Origin of the sequence: Brevibacterium luteolum (genome assembly GCF_013004595.1) — a bacterium.
Classification (GTDB): domain Bacteria; phylum Actinomycetota; class Actinomycetes; order Actinomycetales; family Brevibacteriaceae; genus Brevibacterium; species Brevibacterium luteolum.
On the sequence record NZ_JABEMC010000006.1, the window covers coordinates 124,356 to 139,897 of the forward strand.

At 69.2% G+C, this 15,542-nt stretch carries 12 protein-coding genes; 3 read left to right on the top strand and 9 right to left on the bottom strand.

The features are described from left to right. Nucleotides 1–94 precede the first annotated feature (94 nt). From HLA91_RS10480 to rplM, 3 genes are all read right to left on the bottom strand, one after another. The gene (locus HLA91_RS10480; protein ID WP_102161818.1) at nt 95–1,561 is read right to left on the bottom strand and encodes a phosphoglucosamine mutase; all 1,467 of its coding nucleotides are present in this window, start codon (nt 1,559–1,561) and stop codon (nt 95–97) included. Between the two features lie 134 nt (nt 1,562–1,695). Then, nucleotides 1,696–2,205 carry a 30S ribosomal protein S9 gene (gene rpsI / locus HLA91_RS10485; RefSeq protein ID WP_170274616.1) on the bottom strand — a complete coding sequence of 170 codons (510 nt, stop codon included), beginning with the start codon at nt 2,203–2,205 and terminating at the stop codon, nt 1,696–1,698. A 33-nt stretch (nt 2,206–2,238) separates the two neighbouring features. Continuing rightward, nucleotides 2,239–2,682 (bottom strand): 50S ribosomal protein L13, encoded by a 444-nt coding sequence (rplM, locus tag HLA91_RS10490; RefSeq protein WP_102161819.1) that lies wholly within the window; start codon nt 2,680–2,682, stop codon nt 2,239–2,241. Nucleotides 2,683–3,014: 332 nt separating this feature from the next. On the opposite strand from rplM, the gene HLA91_RS10495 reads away from it, so the two are divergent. Beyond that, a complete protein-coding gene (locus tag HLA91_RS10495) occupies nt 3,015–5,396 on the top strand; it encodes a hypothetical protein (RefSeq protein WP_170274617.1) in 2,382 nt (793 codons plus the stop codon). Beyond that, the gene (locus HLA91_RS10500) at nt 5,393–7,582 is read left to right on the top strand and encodes a hypothetical protein (protein ID WP_170274618.1); all 2,190 of its coding nucleotides are present in this window, start codon (nt 5,393–5,395) and stop codon (nt 7,580–7,582) included. Before HLA91_RS10495 ends, HLA91_RS10500 begins: the two co-directional genes overlap by 4 nt. Before the next feature lie 255 nt (nt 7,583–7,837). Here the strand turns inward: HLA91_RS10500 and HLA91_RS10505 are convergent, their stop codons facing one another. The 3 genes from HLA91_RS10505 to HLA91_RS10515 form a co-directional block, all read right to left on the bottom strand. After that, entirely contained in the window at nt 7,838–10,174 is a 2,337-nt protein-coding gene (locus tag HLA91_RS10505; protein WP_102161822.1) for a bifunctional metallophosphatase/5'-nucleotidase, read from the bottom strand. 190 nt (nt 10,175–10,364) lie between these two features. Next, nucleotides 10,365–11,291: a tRNA pseudouridine(38-40) synthase TruA gene (gene truA / locus HLA91_RS10510; protein ID WP_170274619.1), complete on the bottom strand. Its 927-nt coding sequence runs from the start codon at nt 11,289–11,291 to the stop codon at nt 10,365–10,367. Then, a complete protein-coding gene (locus tag HLA91_RS10515; protein ID WP_102161824.1) occupies nt 11,288–11,932 on the bottom strand; it encodes a hypothetical protein in 645 nt (214 codons plus the stop codon). The genes truA and HLA91_RS10515 overlap by 4 nt, the downstream gene beginning before the upstream one ends. Before the next feature lie 193 nt (nt 11,933–12,125). On the opposite strand from HLA91_RS10515, the gene HLA91_RS10520 reads away from it, so the two are divergent. Next, nucleotides 12,126–13,301, top strand: coding sequence for a glycosyltransferase family 4 protein (locus tag HLA91_RS10520; RefSeq protein WP_170274620.1), 1,176 nt, complete (start codon nt 12,126–12,128; stop codon nt 13,299–13,301). 44 nt (nt 13,302–13,345) lie between these two features. Here HLA91_RS10520 and HLA91_RS10525 read toward each other — a convergent pair whose 3' ends face one another. The 3 genes from HLA91_RS10525 to HLA91_RS10535 are packed head-to-tail and all read right to left on the bottom strand — an operon-like array spanning nt 13,346 to nt 15,415. Then, complete coding sequence (locus HLA91_RS10525) at nt 13,346–13,960, bottom strand: energy-coupling factor transporter transmembrane component T family protein (RefSeq protein WP_170274621.1); 615 nt, start codon at nt 13,958–13,960, stop codon at nt 13,346–13,348. Then, complete coding sequence (locus tag HLA91_RS10530; protein ID WP_239557077.1) at nt 13,957–14,787, bottom strand: energy-coupling factor ABC transporter ATP-binding protein; 831 nt, start codon at nt 14,785–14,787, stop codon at nt 13,957–13,959. The genes HLA91_RS10525 and HLA91_RS10530 overlap by 4 nt, the downstream gene beginning before the upstream one ends. A 4-nt stretch (nt 14,788–14,791) precedes the next feature. Next, the gene (locus HLA91_RS10535; protein WP_170274622.1) at nt 14,792–15,415 is read right to left on the bottom strand and encodes a biotin transporter BioY; all 624 of its coding nucleotides are present in this window, start codon (nt 15,413–15,415) and stop codon (nt 14,792–14,794) included. Nucleotides 15,416–15,542 lie beyond the last annotated feature (127 nt).

Here is a 15,542-nt window from a genome sequence, read left to right on the forward strand (position 1 = left end):
GCCTCTGTCCAGCTACCGGTGCTGTCGAGAGCGGTGGCCCAGAGTCCCCTGGGGCTCTGGGCCACGACGATGGTCTGCGAAACCGGTCAGGCGCTCACAACGCGAGTTCGCGCTTGACGACCTCTGCCAGGCGTTCGGCTTGCTGCTGGGCGAAGTCGTGTGTCTCTGCTTCGACCATGACGCGGATGACCGGCTCGGTGCCAGACGCGCGCAGCAGCACGCGGCCGGTCTTGCCGAGCTCGGTCTCCACTGCTTCGACCTCGGAGGCGACGGCGGGGTCGCCGGCCCGGGTCTTGTCCACGCCCTTGACGTTGATGAGCACCTGCGGCAGCCGCGGGATCTCGGCAGCCAGGTCGGCAAGTGAGCGTTTCGTCTGCGCCATCCGGGCCAGCAGGTGCAGGGCGGTCTGCACGCCGTCGCCGGTGGTGCCGTAGTCGAGCATGAGCACGTGACCTGACTGCTCACCGCCGAGGGCATAGCCATCGGCGAGCATACGCTCGAGCACATAGCGGTCACCGACCTTCGTCTGCACCGTCGTGATCCCAGCCTGCTCCATCGCCAGATGCAGGCCGAGGTTCGACATGACCGTGGTGACGAGCGTGTCGTGGGCGAGCTTGCCTGAGTCCTTGAGGCTCAGCGCCAAGATGCCCATGATCTGGTCGCCGTCGACCTCGCGGCCGAGTGCGTCGACGGCCAGGCAGCGGTCGGCGTCTCCGTCGAAGGCGACACCGGCATCGGCGGAGTGCTCCTTGACCGCAGCAACGAGCGAATCGATGTGGGTGGAGCCCACGCCGTCGTTGATGTTGTAGCCGTCCGGGTCAGCGGCAGTGACGATGACGCGGGCGCCGGCTTGGCGCAGCGCGGCAGGTCCGACGACCGAGGCGGCGCCGTGGGCGCAGTCGACGACGACGGTGAGTCCGGCCAGCGGCGCCCCGATGATCTCCAGGGCACCGGTGACCGGCGCGACCGGCGCATCCGGGTCGGAACCGGCAGGCTGCTGGCCCTTGAATACGCCCATGACCAACGATTCGACGTATTCGTCGGCAGCGGACGGAAAGTTGCGGATGCGGCCGACGGCGTCACCGGTCGGGCGATCCCAGTCGGTGCCGATGAGGCCCTCGATCTCGTCTTCGAGAGCGTCGGGCAGCTTCGTGCCGCCGCGGGCGAAGAATTTGATGCCGTTATCGGGCATCGGGTTATGGGAGGCGGAGAGCACGACGCCGAAGTCGGCGCCGGTGTTCTTCACCACGTGGGCGACACCGGGGGTCGGCAGTTCCCCGACGAGCAGCACGTCGACGCCGGCGGCGGCGATGCCGGAGGCGACGGCATGGGTGAGGAACTCACCGGAGGCGCGGGTGTCGCGGCCGATGACGGCGAAGGGGCGCTGGCCGTTGGCGGCGACGCCGGCACCGGAGGGTCCGGCGACGGCGGCATGCTGGCCGTTGCTGCCGCGGCGGGCGAGCACACGGGCGCCGGCTTCGGCGATCTGCAGGGCAAGGGTGGCGGTGATGTCGGCGTTGGCGAGTCCGCGCACGCCGTCAGTGCCGAAGAGTCGTGACATGGTCGTCCTTGTGGGTGATGTGACAGGTCAGAGGGCCCAGCTGGCCTGGCTGCAGACACTCGAACCCCCGCACCGCGCAGGGCGGGTGCGAGGGTCCGAGGTTCAGCATAGGGCCGGCACAGCGGCTGAGCGCATCAGCGCTTCGAGAACTGCGGTGCCTTGCGGGCCTTCTTGAGTCCGGCCTTCTTGCGCTCCGGGACGCGGGCGTCACGGGTGAGGAAGCCGGCCTTCTTCAGTTCGGCGCGGTTGGACTCGCGGTCGATCTGGTTGAGCGAGCGGGCGACGCCCAGGCGCACGGCGCCGGCCTGGCCGGAGGGTCCGCCGCCGGAGATCCGCACGAAGACGTCGAAGCGGCCTTCGAGGTCGAGCAGGCGCAGCGGCTCGTTGACGAGCTGCTGGTGCAGCTTGTTCGGGAAGTAGGTCTCCAGGTCGCGGCCGTTGATCGTCCACTGGCCGGAGCCGGGGACGAGGCGGACGCGGGCGATGGCCTGCTTGCGGCGGCCGACGCCGGAGCCCGGGGCGGTCAGCGACTGTCCGCGGCCACCGGCCACGGACTCGCCCAGACCAGCCGAAGCCGGGGTCTCGGTGGAGTATTCGGTCAGTTCGACGTCGTCGACGTCAGGGGTGTTGGTGGTATCAGCCACGGTTCTCCTCTTAAAGTCTTGGATGCCTGGTGCTTACTGCGCAACCTGGCTGATCTCGAACTGCTGCGGGTTCTGGGCGGCGTGCGGATGCTCGCCACCGGCGTAGACCTTCAGCTTCTTGATCTGGGCGCGACCGAGGCGGTTCTTCGGCAGCATGCCGGCAACAGCCTTCTCGACGGCGCGCTGCGGATCCTTGGCCAGCAGCTCAGAGTAGGACGTGCTCTTGAGGCCGCCCGGGTAGCCCGAGTGGCGGTAAGCGCGCTTCTGCTCCAGCTTGGCGCCGGTGAGCGCGACCTTGTCGGCGTTGATGATGATCACGAAATCACCCGAGTCGACATTCGGTGCAAAGGTCACCTTGTGCTTGCCGCGGAGCAGGCGGGCAGCCTGCGAGGCAAGACGGCCGAGGACGACATCAGTGGCGTCGATGACGTGCCACTGGCGCTGAACATCGCCGGGCTTGGGGGTGTACGTACGCAAAAGTAGCCTTCTTCTTCGTCTATTGAGTGAACAGCTCGATGGCCGCCATTTCCACAGGTCGTGATCCAGGAAACGGCGTCCGGCTTGTCTGGCGCGCATACGTTCCCACACAGCTGACCCTCATCCCAGTGCCTGCAACGCGAATGAGGCTTCATGAGGAGCGTGTATAGACGTATACAACAACAGGCTAATCTACCGGAATCGCCTCCCCGGGCGCAAACCGGGCCTGCGCCAGCTGACAGCAGGCCTCTCAGCAGGCGCCATGCTCCAGCCGATAAGCTGGGCGAGTGTCAGCCGCCTCAACTCCCGCCCGCGCGCGAGGTGCCGCTCCGGTGAGCATCCTCACGCGCTTACTCGTGTGCCTGGGTGCGATCGCAGCCCTCGTACTGCCCACCACGGCACCTGCCGCAGCCGGCCAGCCGGCCGACGCCTCGGGAGCGGAGCACCCGGTCGTCTTCATCGGGGCCTCGGGTCTGTCGCTGTCCGACATCAGCCCGGAGAGCACCCCGCATCTGTGGAAGTTCGCTGAGCGCGCCGACATGGCCAATGTCACCGTCCGCTCCGTAGTCTCGGTCACCTGCCCGGCTGCCGGCTGGCTGGCCGTCGGGTCTGGGGCGCGCATGCACGCGGTCAACATCTCCCCTCATGTCACCGGTGAGCAGGCCGCTGCCGAGGCCGACGGCACGCTGAGCAGCGAGGACGAGGAGCGGGCCGCAGAGGAGCGCCGCTCGGCGTGCCCGGACCTGCGCGCTCCAGAGGGCACCGGTGAGGACGTCACGGTGGAGAACTTCGACCGAGTCGTGGCAGCCAATGCGCAGAACTCCTACAGTTCAGGGATCGGCCAGCTGGCTAACACCGCCCGGGAATCCCGGGTGTGCGTCGAGGCGATCGGCCCGGGGGCTGCGTGGGCGGCAGCCGATGAGACCGGCCGCATCGACACGTGGGAGCCGGCCGGCACGAAACCGGGCAGCTCGGCTCGCGCCCAGCAGGCCGACACCGCCGGGACCGGTCTGTGCCCGCTGACCCTCATCGACGCCGGCACGATCGGTTCGGAGCGCTGGACGGCCGACGCCCCGGCCGGGGAGCACGATGAGCAACTCACCGCGATCGACGAGCACATCGGCGAATACCTCGCAGGCCTCGATCTGAAGACGACGACCGTGCACATCGCCGGGGTCGGCGACCTCGGCAACCCCTCCCGGCTGCGCGCCCTGCTGCGCTCCACCCCTGAGGTCGCCACCGGTGATGCGTCCCCGGGGATCTTGGAGAGCTCCTCGACGCGCAAGCCGGTGCTGCAGCTGACCGACCTCACCGGATTGCTGCTCGCCGCCGCCCCCGGCATCGATTCCGAGCTCGCCCCGAATCCCGCCCAGCTCACCCGCATCGACGCCGGTGAACCGGCCGCTGAGCGCATCGACTCACTTACCGGCGATGCGACCGCGGCAGCGACAGTGCATCGCAGCGCCCAGACCTTCTCAATCGTCGTGACGACCGCCTTTTACGTCCTCACCGTCACCGTCGGCCTGCTGCTCTTCCGCCCGCTGCAGCGCTGGTGGGCGCGCCGGGCGGGAATCGCCCAGCCGGTGCTCGCCGGGAGGATCCGCACCGGCCTCGGCTGGGCCGGCCTCATCCTCGGCACCGTGCCGATGGGCTCGTTCATCGCCGCCCTCCTGCCGTGGGAGCAGATGCCCGACCCGGTCCTCGGCCTCGGCCTGGCGATCGCGGCCGGTTCCGCGCTGCTGCTGGCCACCGGCTTCGCAGGTCCCTGGCGGCGCACCTTCGCCGGACGCGTCGCCGCGATCTGCACGGTCACCGCGGTGCTGCTCGGCGTCGACGTCGCGCTGTTCGGCTCGCAGCTGCAGTACAACTCGCTCATGGGCTACAACGCGATCGTCGCCGGCCGGTTCTACGGCCTCGGCAACCAGGGCGCGGCTCTGTTCATCGTCGCCCTGTTCCTCGCTCTGGCCTTCGGTGCCCGGGCACTGGCGGCACGCACTGACCGGCGCGGGCCGCTGATCCTGTTCCTCGCAGGTCTCGGCGCGATCGCCGTCGGCACGCTCGGCAACCCGGTGTGGGGTGCGAAGTTCGGCGGCACCGTCGCAACGCTCTCAGGCCTCATGGTGCTCATCGCGCTCAGCCTCCGCGCCCGCCTGTCGCTTCTGCGGCTGGCTGGGATCGGGGCTGTCTCGCTCGGCGCGATCCTCGGTGTCGCTGCCCTCGACTACCTGCGCGCGCCGGCAGCCCGCTCGCACTTCGGCAACTTCTTCGCCCAGCTGCTCAGCGGTGAGGCCTTCGAGGTCATCTCCCGCAAGCTGAGCGCGAACCTCAACATCATCGTCGTCAACCCCGGCATGGCGATCATCGTGCCGTTGGCCGCCGTCGTCATCCTCATCTTCCTCGCCTACCTGCGCCGGTTCGCCGCCACCGCGGCGCTGACCCGCCGCTTCGACGGCGTGCTGCCTGCGGCCTTGGAGGATCGCTGCGTCCACGCCGGGTTCCTCGCCGTGTGCACCGGCCTGCTCGTCGGCCTCGTCATCACCGACTCCGGGGTCGCCGTACCCGGCACCGGGGCGATGATGTTCGTACCGTTCCTCCTCGCCCTCAGCGCCGATGTCCCCGCCGGCCGCACGCCCTCAACGGCGGCGACCATGCCCGAGGCGGATTCTGGACGGCAGGAGTCGGCTGGGGCCAGCGTGGCTGGGGAGGGTCGATGACCCGTCTGCGCCCAGCCCTTCTGGCGGTGCTCACCGCCGTGCTCATCGCAGCCCTCGGACTCGCCGGCCCGCTTGCCGCCGCCGCGCAGACCCAAGGCGCCGGAGCGCCGGGTGCGCAGGTGCCGGGCGCCCAGGCACAGGGTGCTCTGGCGCAGCCGGCCCCGGCTGCCGGTCAGCCGCAGTCCCAGCCGGTCATCTTCGTCGGTGTCTCCGGCCTCGAGCACGAGGACCTCGATCGATGGCGGACCCCGCACCTGTGGTCACTGGTGGAGAACGGATCGATCGGCACGATGACCCCGCGGTCGGTGCGCTCGACGAGCTGCCCGGCCGACGGCTGGCTGGCGGTCAGCTCCGGGCGGCGTGCTGCCGATGAATCTGCCGCCCAGTGCCGGGCGCTGCAGCCGCCGCTGTCAGGCTGGACCGCTGACTGGGACGTCTACCAGGAGAAGGTCGCCCACGACCGCTATGACGCCGACCTCGGTGCGCTGGCCGCAGCCGTCCCCGATCTCCATGCGATCGGACCCGGAGCGGCGATCGCCGCAGCCGAATCCGATGGCCGGGTGCGCTCCTACGAGAGCCTCGACGCCGACCTCGGCGACCAGGTGCGCACAGCAGCCGAGCACCATCCGCTCGTGCTCATCGACCTGGGCAATGTCCGCACCCCCGGCTACTCGATCACCGAACTCGACGACCACCTCGGCGACATCCTCTCCGTCTACGAGGAACAAGCCGCCGGCAGCACCGGTACCGCGCAGCCGATGCTCATGGTCGCCTCGATCGCCGACGGCTGGACTGAATCCTCCAGCATGCAGTTCGCTGCGATCCAGCGGCCCGGTGAGCAGCCGGGCATCCTCACCTCCCCGTCGACCAAGCAGCCGGGCCTCATACAGACCACCGACATCATGCCCACCCTCGTGCGCGCGACCGGCGCGCAGACGGATGCGAACCTCGCCGGCGCCCCGGTCACCACCGCCTCGGCGCCGCCCAGTGCTGGGGATCGCTACCAGCTCATGCTCGACCGGCAGGTCGCCGTCGCCACGCAGGCGGCGATGTCGGTGTGGTTCTATCCCGTCTTCGCCGGGCTCATGGCCGCACTGCTCGCGGTTGCCGCGCTCGTCGGTCGGCGCGCCTGGCCGCGGGTCATCAACCCGCTGCGCGTCGGCGGGCTGTTCTTCGCCGCGATCCCGGTCTCGACCTACCTCGTCAACGTCATCCCGTGGGAGCGTTCGACGAGCCCGGATGTTGCGATGCTCGCAGCCTTGGCCGGGTGGGCTCTGGCGCTGACGCTGGCCGGGCTGCTCGGGCCGTGGAAGCGCTTCACGCTCGGCCCGCTCACCTTCGTCGCCGTCGCCACCGTGCTCATCCTCGCCGGTGATGTCATCACCGGTTCGCACCTGCAGATGTCGACGCTGCTCGGGGAGCCGCTGCTCATCGCCTCCCGGTTCTACGGCATCGGCAACTCAGCTCTCGCGCTGTTCCTCACCGCGCTCGTCTTCGCGCTCATCACCGCCTGCTCGCTCATCGCCAACCGCTGGGTGCGGCTGAGCGTCGTCCTCGTGACGATGGTGCTCGCCTGCCTGCTGCTGGCCACCCCCGGACTCGGCACGAAGTTCGGCTCCGTGCCGGCGCTCGTCGTCGGCCTGGGCGTGCTGGCGCTGGCGGCTGCCGAGATCCGGGCCTCGATCAAGCGGCTGGCGCTCATCGTCGGCACGACGGCCGGCATCATGATCGCCGTTCTCGTCATCGACTGGCTGCGCCCGGCCGATGACCGCACCCATTTCGGCCGGTTCTTCGCCTCGATCATCAGCGGTGAGGCCGGCGCGGTGCTCATGCGCAAGATCGGCATGAACATCGACATCCTCACCCAATCGTGGATGACGCTGCTGCTGCCGCTCATCATCGCTGCGGTGTTCTGGGCGGCGATCGCTCCGGGCCGGTTCCGCATCCCGGCGCTGCCCCGGCTCTACGCCCGGTTCCCGCATCTGCGCATGGGCATGATCTCCTTGGCGGTGCTGCTCGGCGTCGGTGCCGTCGTCAACGACTCCGGCATCATCGTCCCGGCTGTTGGGCTGCTGTTCCTCATTCCGGCACTCGCCCATCTCGTCGGACGGCAGGCAGCCGAATGCCAGCTCGCAGACCGCGCCTCGCACCCGGTGGCCGCAGCACCGGAGACGCCGCGGCGGTGACGCCGGCCCAGCAGGCTGCTGCGGTGACGCCGGCGCAGCAGGCTGCTGCGGTGAGGCCGGCGCAGCAGGCTGCGGCCCGTCACGCTGGTTCCACCAGACGCGGCCAGGCGCTCACGCCGCTGCCTCTCCGCTCCCCTGGACTGCTGACGCGATCGGCCCGCCTGCCGGTTCCCGGGGATTCCGGGTTCCGGCAGGCGGGCCGATGCTGGTGGCCGCAGCCGATCAGCGGTTCAGCTGACCGGTCTCACCTTCTGCTCAGAGCTGTGAGCGGCGGCGCACGGCGTAGACCGAGGCTACACCTGCACCGATGAGTGCCAGTGCGACACCGAGGGCGGTGGCGAGTTCGGCACCGGTGCGCGGCAGCCGGCCCTTGTCGTCCTTGCCCTTGCCGTCCTTGTCCTTGTCCTTGCCGTTGTCGTCCTTGTCCTTGCCGTCATCGGACGGGTCGTCGGAGGGCTCATCACTCGGATCGTCAGACGGGTCATCGCTGGGGTCGTCAGACGGGTCATCGGACGGGTCATCCGAGGGGTCCTCTTCGGGCACCGTGACAGCTGCCTCGACCTCATGGATGAGCGGCATCGGGTTGTCATCCCAGAACGCGTGCTTCGGATCAGCTGTCAGGCTCACGGTGAACGGGTACTCACCGGGCTTGGTGCCCTCCGGTGCCGTGATGGTGAAGGGGTACTCCGAGTCCCCGGCGGGAATCTCGTCGATCCGTGCACCGGCTGCCTGCTGTGCGCCTTCCTCCGCACCCGCAGCGCCCTCGGCGGCGTGCTCACCGTAGTCGACGGTGAAGCCCTCAGGCAGGTCCTTGACCTCGAAGACGACCGGACCGGTGACCTTCTCCTTGGCCTTGAGAGCGACCGCGAAGTTCATCGGCTTGTCCTCGCTGCCCTTGAGCGTCGCTTCGACGGTGCCGTTGCTGATGACGTCGAGCGCGGCGTCAGCCTGACGCTCCTTCTTGTCCGGGCTGACCGGCGTGTTCTCCTCGAAGTACTTCTGCCAGATCTCGAAATCGGTCATGCCCGACTGCTCGAAGGTTCCCTTGGCGAAGGACTCGAAGTTGTCACCACCGGCTGCCAGGAACGACAGCGTCGCGACCTTGTACTCCTTGCTCTCGTCAATCTGCTCGCCGTTGACGGTCACCGACTCGACGCGCTTGCCGGCTTCAGCCTCGGAGTTGTAGACGACGTTGAGCTCCTTGGAGATGCCCAGGTGCAGGAACGGGCGCGAGGCGCCCTCAGGCTGCCACTGCTCCTCGAACAGCGCGATGACATCGGCGCCCTTGAGCGTGACGACACCGTGGTCATTGGCGAAGGGCAGCACGCCGTTGAGCTCGGCGACGGTGACTTCGCACTTCTCTTCGGTGTTGTAGATGTCATCGCACTTGAGGTCGGTGCGCAGACCGCCGGGGTTGGTGATGCCGAAGTCGGCTTCCCCGAGCTGGGTGTAGGACGCGCCCTCCTTGAGGGCATCGGCGACGAGGTTGCCCAGCGTCGATTCAGCTCCGCGGTCCTCCTTGTCGTCCTTCTCAGCCCGGGTGATGTCCTCGGTGATCTTCCCGACGACCTCCGAGCCCTTCTCCTTGGCGACCTCTTCGGCATCGGCGATGACCTTCTTGGCCTTCGTCACCCGCTCGGAGTCGTAGTCCACGCCCTTGGTCGGCAGCACCTCGTTGGTGTCCACGCTCCAGCTGCCGTCGCCTTCGGAGGTGAGGATGAGCTTCGAGACGGCCTTGGCGTAGTGATCCGCCTGGATGACCGGACGGGTGCGGTCGGTGCCGGGCACCGGCGCTTCGAGGGTCATCGGCTTGTGCGAGTGGCCGAAGTACAGCGCGTCGATCGAGGCGTCGGCCTTGTCGACGAGGGTGGCGAACTCCTTGTTCGACGCACGCGCGCTGTCGATCGTATCGGTCTCCTCGGGGCCGAGGTGGGCCTGCACGATCGTGAGATCCGGCTTCTGCCCCTCAGGAAGCGCTTCGAGACGCTCGGCTTCGGTGTTGACGGCTTCGGTGGCGTCACCGAAATCGAGGTCTGCGATGCCGTCGGGTGCGACGAGGCTGGCGGTGTCCTGAGTGACGACACCGATGACGGCGATCTTCACGCCGTCGACCTCGTACTGGTGGCTGGCCGGCAGCTCCTCGAAGTGCTCCTTGGTGCCGTCCTTGTAGACGTTCGCGCCGAGGGTCGGGAAGTCGCTGCGCGGCACAACCCGGTTGCGCAGGTCGTCGAGCCCGCGGTCGAACTCGTGGTTGCCGACGGCTGAGGCGTCGAGGTCCAGCGCGTTGAGGTAGTCGATCGTCGGAGCGTCGTCCTGGGCAGAGGAGGTGTAGATCGATGCGCCGATGTTGTCGCCGGCTGACAGCAGCGTCGTAGCTGCCTCACCGCCGTCGAAGGCAGCGCGCTCACGCTCGATGACCGAAGCGGTGCCGATTCCATCACCGTTGAGGCGACCGTGGAAGTCGGCGATGCCCAGGATCTGGATCTTCTTGCCTTCTTCGACATCCGCGAGTGCCGGGAGGGCGCCGAGCGGCACCACCAGACCGGCAGCGGCTGTGGCGCCGATGAGCAAGCGGGGGAGGGATGAAGTCATTTTCGTCCTTCGTCAGGTACCTGAATCGTCTCCGCGCCGGGCCCGCTCAGGGCCGGAGGCGCACCGTCCCAGCCTGCCGTCTGCCGATTGCGTGCCGGCGAACTGAAGCTGAACGCGCTGTGAAACACCCAGGTTCTTCGCATGGTCCAGGAATCACTCTTTCATAGACCTGGGCCGGCTGTAACCCCTCTCACACAGATGCGTCGGGTGATGCGTCGGCACCCGGATCGGGGCCGGCACCCGGTTCGGTGTCGCGGCGGGCGCGGGTGCGCTCAGCGCGGGCCCGCCATTCCCGAGGCGGCGGGTACTCGACGTGCTCCATCACCAGGCCGTGGGCGGGGGTGACGAACATCGGGCCGAGGTCGGTGTCGCCTGCCTCGGCGCGGGCGATGAGCTCGGCCGGCCGGGTGGCCGGCCAGGCGCCGGTGCCGACCTTCATGAGCCCGCCGACGAGCGCTCGGACCATGTGGTGGCAGAAGGCGTCAGCGCGCAGGTCGATGACGATGATGCCCTCAGCATCGCGGGTGACGCTGCACTCGAGCAGGGTGCGGATCGTCGTCGATTCCGGGCGCGGCTTGCAGAAGGGCAGGAAGTCGTGCAGGCCGAGGATCTCCTGGGCCGCGGTGTGCATCGCCGCAGAATCGAGGCGCTCCTTCGACACGGTCGTGTGTCCGGCGGCCAGCGGGTCGAGGAAGGAGTGGGGGTCGGCGATCCGGTACGTGTAGCGGCGCGAGACCGCAGCGAAGCGGGCATCGAAGGCGGCATCGACCTCGCTGGCGGCGTGGACGACGATGTCGTCGGCGCCCAGATGGCGCAGCGCCCCGCGCAGCCGGGCGGCCAGCGCATCACCGACGGTGCGGTCGGAACGGCCGATGAGCCGGGTCGCGATCGCATCGGTGATGTCGAGGTGGACGACCTGCCGGCGGGCATGCACACCGGCATCGGTGCGCCCGGCCACGACGGTGCGCACCGGGGTGCCGCAGATCATCTCCAGTCCCGCTTCGATGAGACCCTGCACGGTGCGGGCCTCAGGCTGGCGGGCCCAGCCGTGGAAGTCTGTGCCCCGGTAGCCGAGGTCGAGGCGGATCCGCCTGCGCGACTCCGCTTCGGCGCTCACCGGCCCTCGCTCAGCCGGCCGGGCCGGTAGTCGGGATCGCTGCTGGGCACGATGTCCTGGGAGTCGGTGTCGAGGTCGAGGTCGAGCTCGGAGTACGGCACCGGAGTGAACTCCGGGAAGCGGCGGGGCATGAGCACCGGCAGCACCCCGCGCCGGCGCCTGCGGTAGCGGGCGACGTTGGCGTTGTAGTAGCGGGAGTCAGCGGCGATGCGCGATTCGACGACGCACATCTGGATGAACAGCGCACGGGCGACGTACTCGGCATCCGAGGCTGACTCCCCATAAGCGACCTGCTGGGTGCCGAGGCGCTGGTGCAGCTGCGCAAGAGCCACGGTGAGCTGCTCTTCAGCCGCGCCCACCGCCTCGGGCCCGGCCGCCTGGCGAGCGGCGGCGAAGGCATCGCCGACCGCATCGACCCGGGCGCGCAGCTGCGGGTTCTCCTCGACCAGCGCCGCACACGATTCGAGGAAGGAGGGGATGAGGGAGCGGCGCTCGTGGATGTCGGCGCTCAGCTGCCGGTGCCCCTCCGCGCACAGGTCGCGGGCGAGGCTGAGCTGGTTGAACCGGATGACGAGGATGACGACCGCGACGAAGATGAGCAGGCAGGCCAGTGCGGCCAGCCACCACAGCAGCGTCGGCATCGTGTTCCTTTCCTCAAACCTCGAGAATGCGCCGGCGCACCGCACCCCCGGCCGTGTGCATCGCCGGCTGGCAGGAATGGCGCCGCCAACAGTTTACCCCGAGTTCGCCTGGACCTCCGGGCTTCGTCTGGTGTTGCCCGACACGTCACATCATGGCCGCACGAGCGTCACGCACACCCGGTGCACTGGAATCATGCGCGTCGCTATCCTGGCCGAATCATTCCTCCCGCACATGAACGGGGTGACCCATTCGCTGCTGCGGGTGCTCGATCACCTCGCCGACCGCAGCGACGACGTCCTCGTCATCGCCCCCGGCACCAAACGCGACAGACCCCACGAGGTGGCCGGTGCGCCGATCGTGCGCGTACCCTCCTTCGCACTGCCGAAGTACCGGCGCGTGCGCGTGGCCCCCGGCGGTGTCGCGCGAATCCGCCGGCTGCTCGCCGAGTTCGAACCCGATGTCGTGCACCTGGCCTCCCCGTTCGTGCTCGGCTGGCGCGGCGTGCTCGCCTGCCAGGACCTCGGGCTTCCCTCGGTGGCCGTCTACCAGACCGAGGTGCCGGCCTACGCCGCCCGCTACGGCATGCACGGGCTGGAGCAGATGCTGTGGCATCACGTGCGCAACATCCACCAGCATGCCTCGCTCACCCTCGTGCCCTCCAGCTACGCCGCCGGCCAGCTGACCTCCCACGGAGTCGGCACGGTGCGCACCTGGGCGCGCGGCGTCGACGCCGGCCGCTTCGACCCGAGCCGCCGCAGCGAAGCCTGGCGGCAGACGGTCGCCCCGAACGGTGAGAAGATCATCGGCTTCGTCGGCCGGCTCGCGGTGGAGAAGCAGGTCGAGGATCTCGCGGTGCTCGCCGGCGACCCGTCGCTCAAGCTCGTCATCGTCGGCGAGGGCCCGCAGAAGAAGCGCCTCCAGCAGGTGCTGCCCGGCGCCCACTTCACCGGGTTCCTCGGCGGCGACGCACTCGCCCAGGCGGTCGCGAGCTTCGACGTCATGGTCGCCCCCGGTGAGCTGGAGACCTTCTGCCAGACGATCCAGGAGGCGATGGCCTCAGCCGTGCCGGTCGTCGCACCGGCCCGCGGCGGCCCCCTCGACCTCGTCGACTCCTCGCGCACCGGCTGGCTCTACCAGCCCGGCGACCTGCGAGCGCTGCGCGGTCACGTCCGCGACCTCGCCGGCGATGACGCCAAGCGCCGCGCCTTCGGCCAGACCGCCCGCGCCACCGTCCTCGGCCGGTCCTGGAAGTCTGTGTGCTCCCAGCTCATCGGCCACTACGCTGCGGCGATCGAGAATCCCGCCCCGCAGGTCATCGGCCGCTCCGGGGTGGGTGCGCCCCGCTGGGCGCAGGATCGCGTCGGCTGAGTCCCACCGTCGCCGAGGCGGTGGTTCAGTCCCCGGCCGGCGGCTCAGTCCCCGAGTCCGCGGGCGTCGAGTGCCCGGCCGGTGTCCTGGGCGAACTTCACCGCACCGAGCACCACGGGCACTGAGCGTGCCCGGATGCTGCGCTCCAGCCCGCGCGCCCGCGCGGCATCCGCTGACTGCCCGACGAGCTGGGCCATGAACGGGATCGAGCGCACCGTCAGTGCGGCGGTCAGCGCGACTCGCTCGGCGTCGATGCCGAGGAATCGCAGCGGGCGGACGAGCACTGCGAAGGCCTCGAGCAGCTGGCCGATCGACGAGGTGAGCATGAGCAGCCCGGCGGCCTGGACGCACACGATGAGCTTCGACACCATCGCCAGCGCTTGAGCGGCATCACTGACGATGAGGTGGAAGGCGATGATGAGGGCGACGAAGATCCAGATCGCCCGCAGCGGGGAGAGCACCTGGCCCAGCCGCAGCCGCGAGGTCAGCCCGCAGGCGAGCAGGACTGCGAAGACACAGGCGTCCACAGCCGGATTGCGCAGGGCGAGCACGACGACGCTGATCGCTGCGACTGCCCCGAGTTTGAGCAGCACCGGGGTGCGATGCAGCCAGCCGCCGGTGGGCACATAGGTGCCGAAGAACCGCGACTGTCGTCTCATGCCTGCTCCTCGCCCGAGGCGGTGGTCCCGTCTGTGGGGCGGCGGGCTGCCGAGACGGTGGCAGCGATGAGCTGCCGGTAGGCGGCAACCGCCTCGGCCGGGGCGGTGTCGGAGACGATCCGGCCGTCATGGAGCACCAGGGTGCGTTCGGCATCACATGCGAAGTCGAGGTCGTGGGTGGAGACGATGAGCTGCACACCGCGGCGGGCGGCGAGATCGTCGAGGGTGGCGCGCAGCAGCTCCCGGTTGGCCAGATCGAGCAGCGTCGTCGGCTCATCGAGCACCAGCACCGTCGGGGAGACCGCGAGCACGCTGGCCAGAGCGACGAGCTGTCGCTGGCCGGAGGACAGTTCGTAGATGGAGCGTTCGGCCAGATCCTCGACACCGAACTCTGCAAGTGCCTCGACGGCTGCCTGCCGGCAGGCGTCCTTGTCGCGGATGCGCCGCTTGAGGGAGAGTTCGACGTCTTCGACCGGGGTCGGCATGACGAGCTGAGCGGCCGGATCGGAGAAGACGAATCCGACCTCCCGGCGCACGGCAGCCCCATCATCGACGGTGTCGAGGTCGCCGAGGCGCACGCGCCCGCGGGTGGGTGTCGTCAGCCCGTTGATGAGCTGGAGGAATGTCGACTTGCCCGAACCGTTGGCACCGATGACGCTGATGCGCTGTTCGCGCAGCGTCAGGGTGAGGTCGGTGAGCAGGGTGCGGGTGCGCAGCCGGCTGCTGACAGGATCCATGTCCTCGACGGTGACGGCGACATCGTCGAACACGACGCCGGCCCGGGCCCTGTCCTGGGGCCCGGGCACCGGAGCGTGTCGGTCGATCATCTGGTCAGCGCCTCACGAGGATGCTGGGGAAGGCGCGGTGGATGAGCAGGGCGAGTGAGGCAGCGACGATGTTCTTGACGACATCTCCGGGCCAGTACGGCAGATCGGCGACGAACGCGGCCGAGAGCGGGATGCCGGCGTTGAGCGAGATGCCGAGGATGCCCAGCGGGTGGGTGGTGAGGAAGCTGGCGATCAGCCCGCCGATGAACAGAGTGGCCCACAGTCTGCCGCCGGTCATCCGCTTGACCGCCCAGCTGGCGACGGCACCGGCGAGCAGCGCGAAGAGCGGGAAGGCGATGAGGTAGCCGGCGGTCGGCCCGGCGAGCACGCCGAGACCGCCGGAGAAGCCGGCGAAGATCGGCAGCCCGATGAGCCCGAGCACCAGATAGAGCAGGGTAGCGAGGAAACCGCGCAGCGGGCCGAGTGTCAGCCCGGTCAGCCCGATGACGAGGGTCTGCAGGGTGATCGGCACACCGACGTTGCCGACCGGGATCGGCGGGGTCATCGCGAAAGCGGCGATGAGCGCGGCGAACACCGCGATGAGAGCGACGTCCGTCGACGTGAAGCGGCGCGCCGGCCGGCGGGTGCCGGATGCCTCGGCGGCACCGGAGGTGGCAGAAGAGGTCATGGAGACTCCAGTCTGTTCTCAGTCAGGATGCAAACCAGAACACCATAGCTGAACACTGTTCATCTCTGTGCGATGGGCACAGCCGAACGGTCCCTGCGCTGGCGGTCGCGCACACCAGCTGCCTGCT

Bases quoted from the DNA above. Each gene is read 5' to 3' on its own strand.
- HLA91_RS10480 (WP_102161818.1), bottom strand. From the start codon at position 1,561: ATGTCACGACTCTTCGGCACTGACGGCGTGCGCGGACTCGCCAACGCC.
- HLA91_RS10500 (WP_170274618.1), top strand. From the start codon at position 5,393: ATGACCCGTCTGCGCCCAGCCCTTCTGGCGGTGCTCACCGCCGTGCTC.
- HLA91_RS10505 (WP_102161822.1), bottom strand. From the start codon at position 10,174: ATGACTTCATCCCTCCCCCGCTTGCTCATCGGCGCCACAGCCGCTGCC.
- HLA91_RS10515 (WP_102161824.1), bottom strand. From the start codon at position 11,932: ATGCCGACGCTGCTGTGGTGGCTGGCCGCACTGGCCTGCCTGCTCATC.
- HLA91_RS10520 (WP_170274620.1), top strand. From the start codon at position 12,126: ATGCGCGTCGCTATCCTGGCCGAATCATTCCTCCCGCACATGAACGGG.
- HLA91_RS10525 (WP_170274621.1), bottom strand. From the start codon at position 13,960: ATGAGACGACAGTCGCGGTTCTTCGGCACCTATGTGCCCACCGGCGGC.
- HLA91_RS10530 (WP_239557077.1), bottom strand. From the start codon at position 14,787: ATGATCGACCGACACGCTCCGGTGCCCGGGCCCCAGGACAGGGCCCGG.
- HLA91_RS10535 (WP_170274622.1), bottom strand. From the start codon at position 15,415: ATGACCTCTTCTGCCACCTCCGGTGCCGCCGAGGCATCCGGCACCCGC.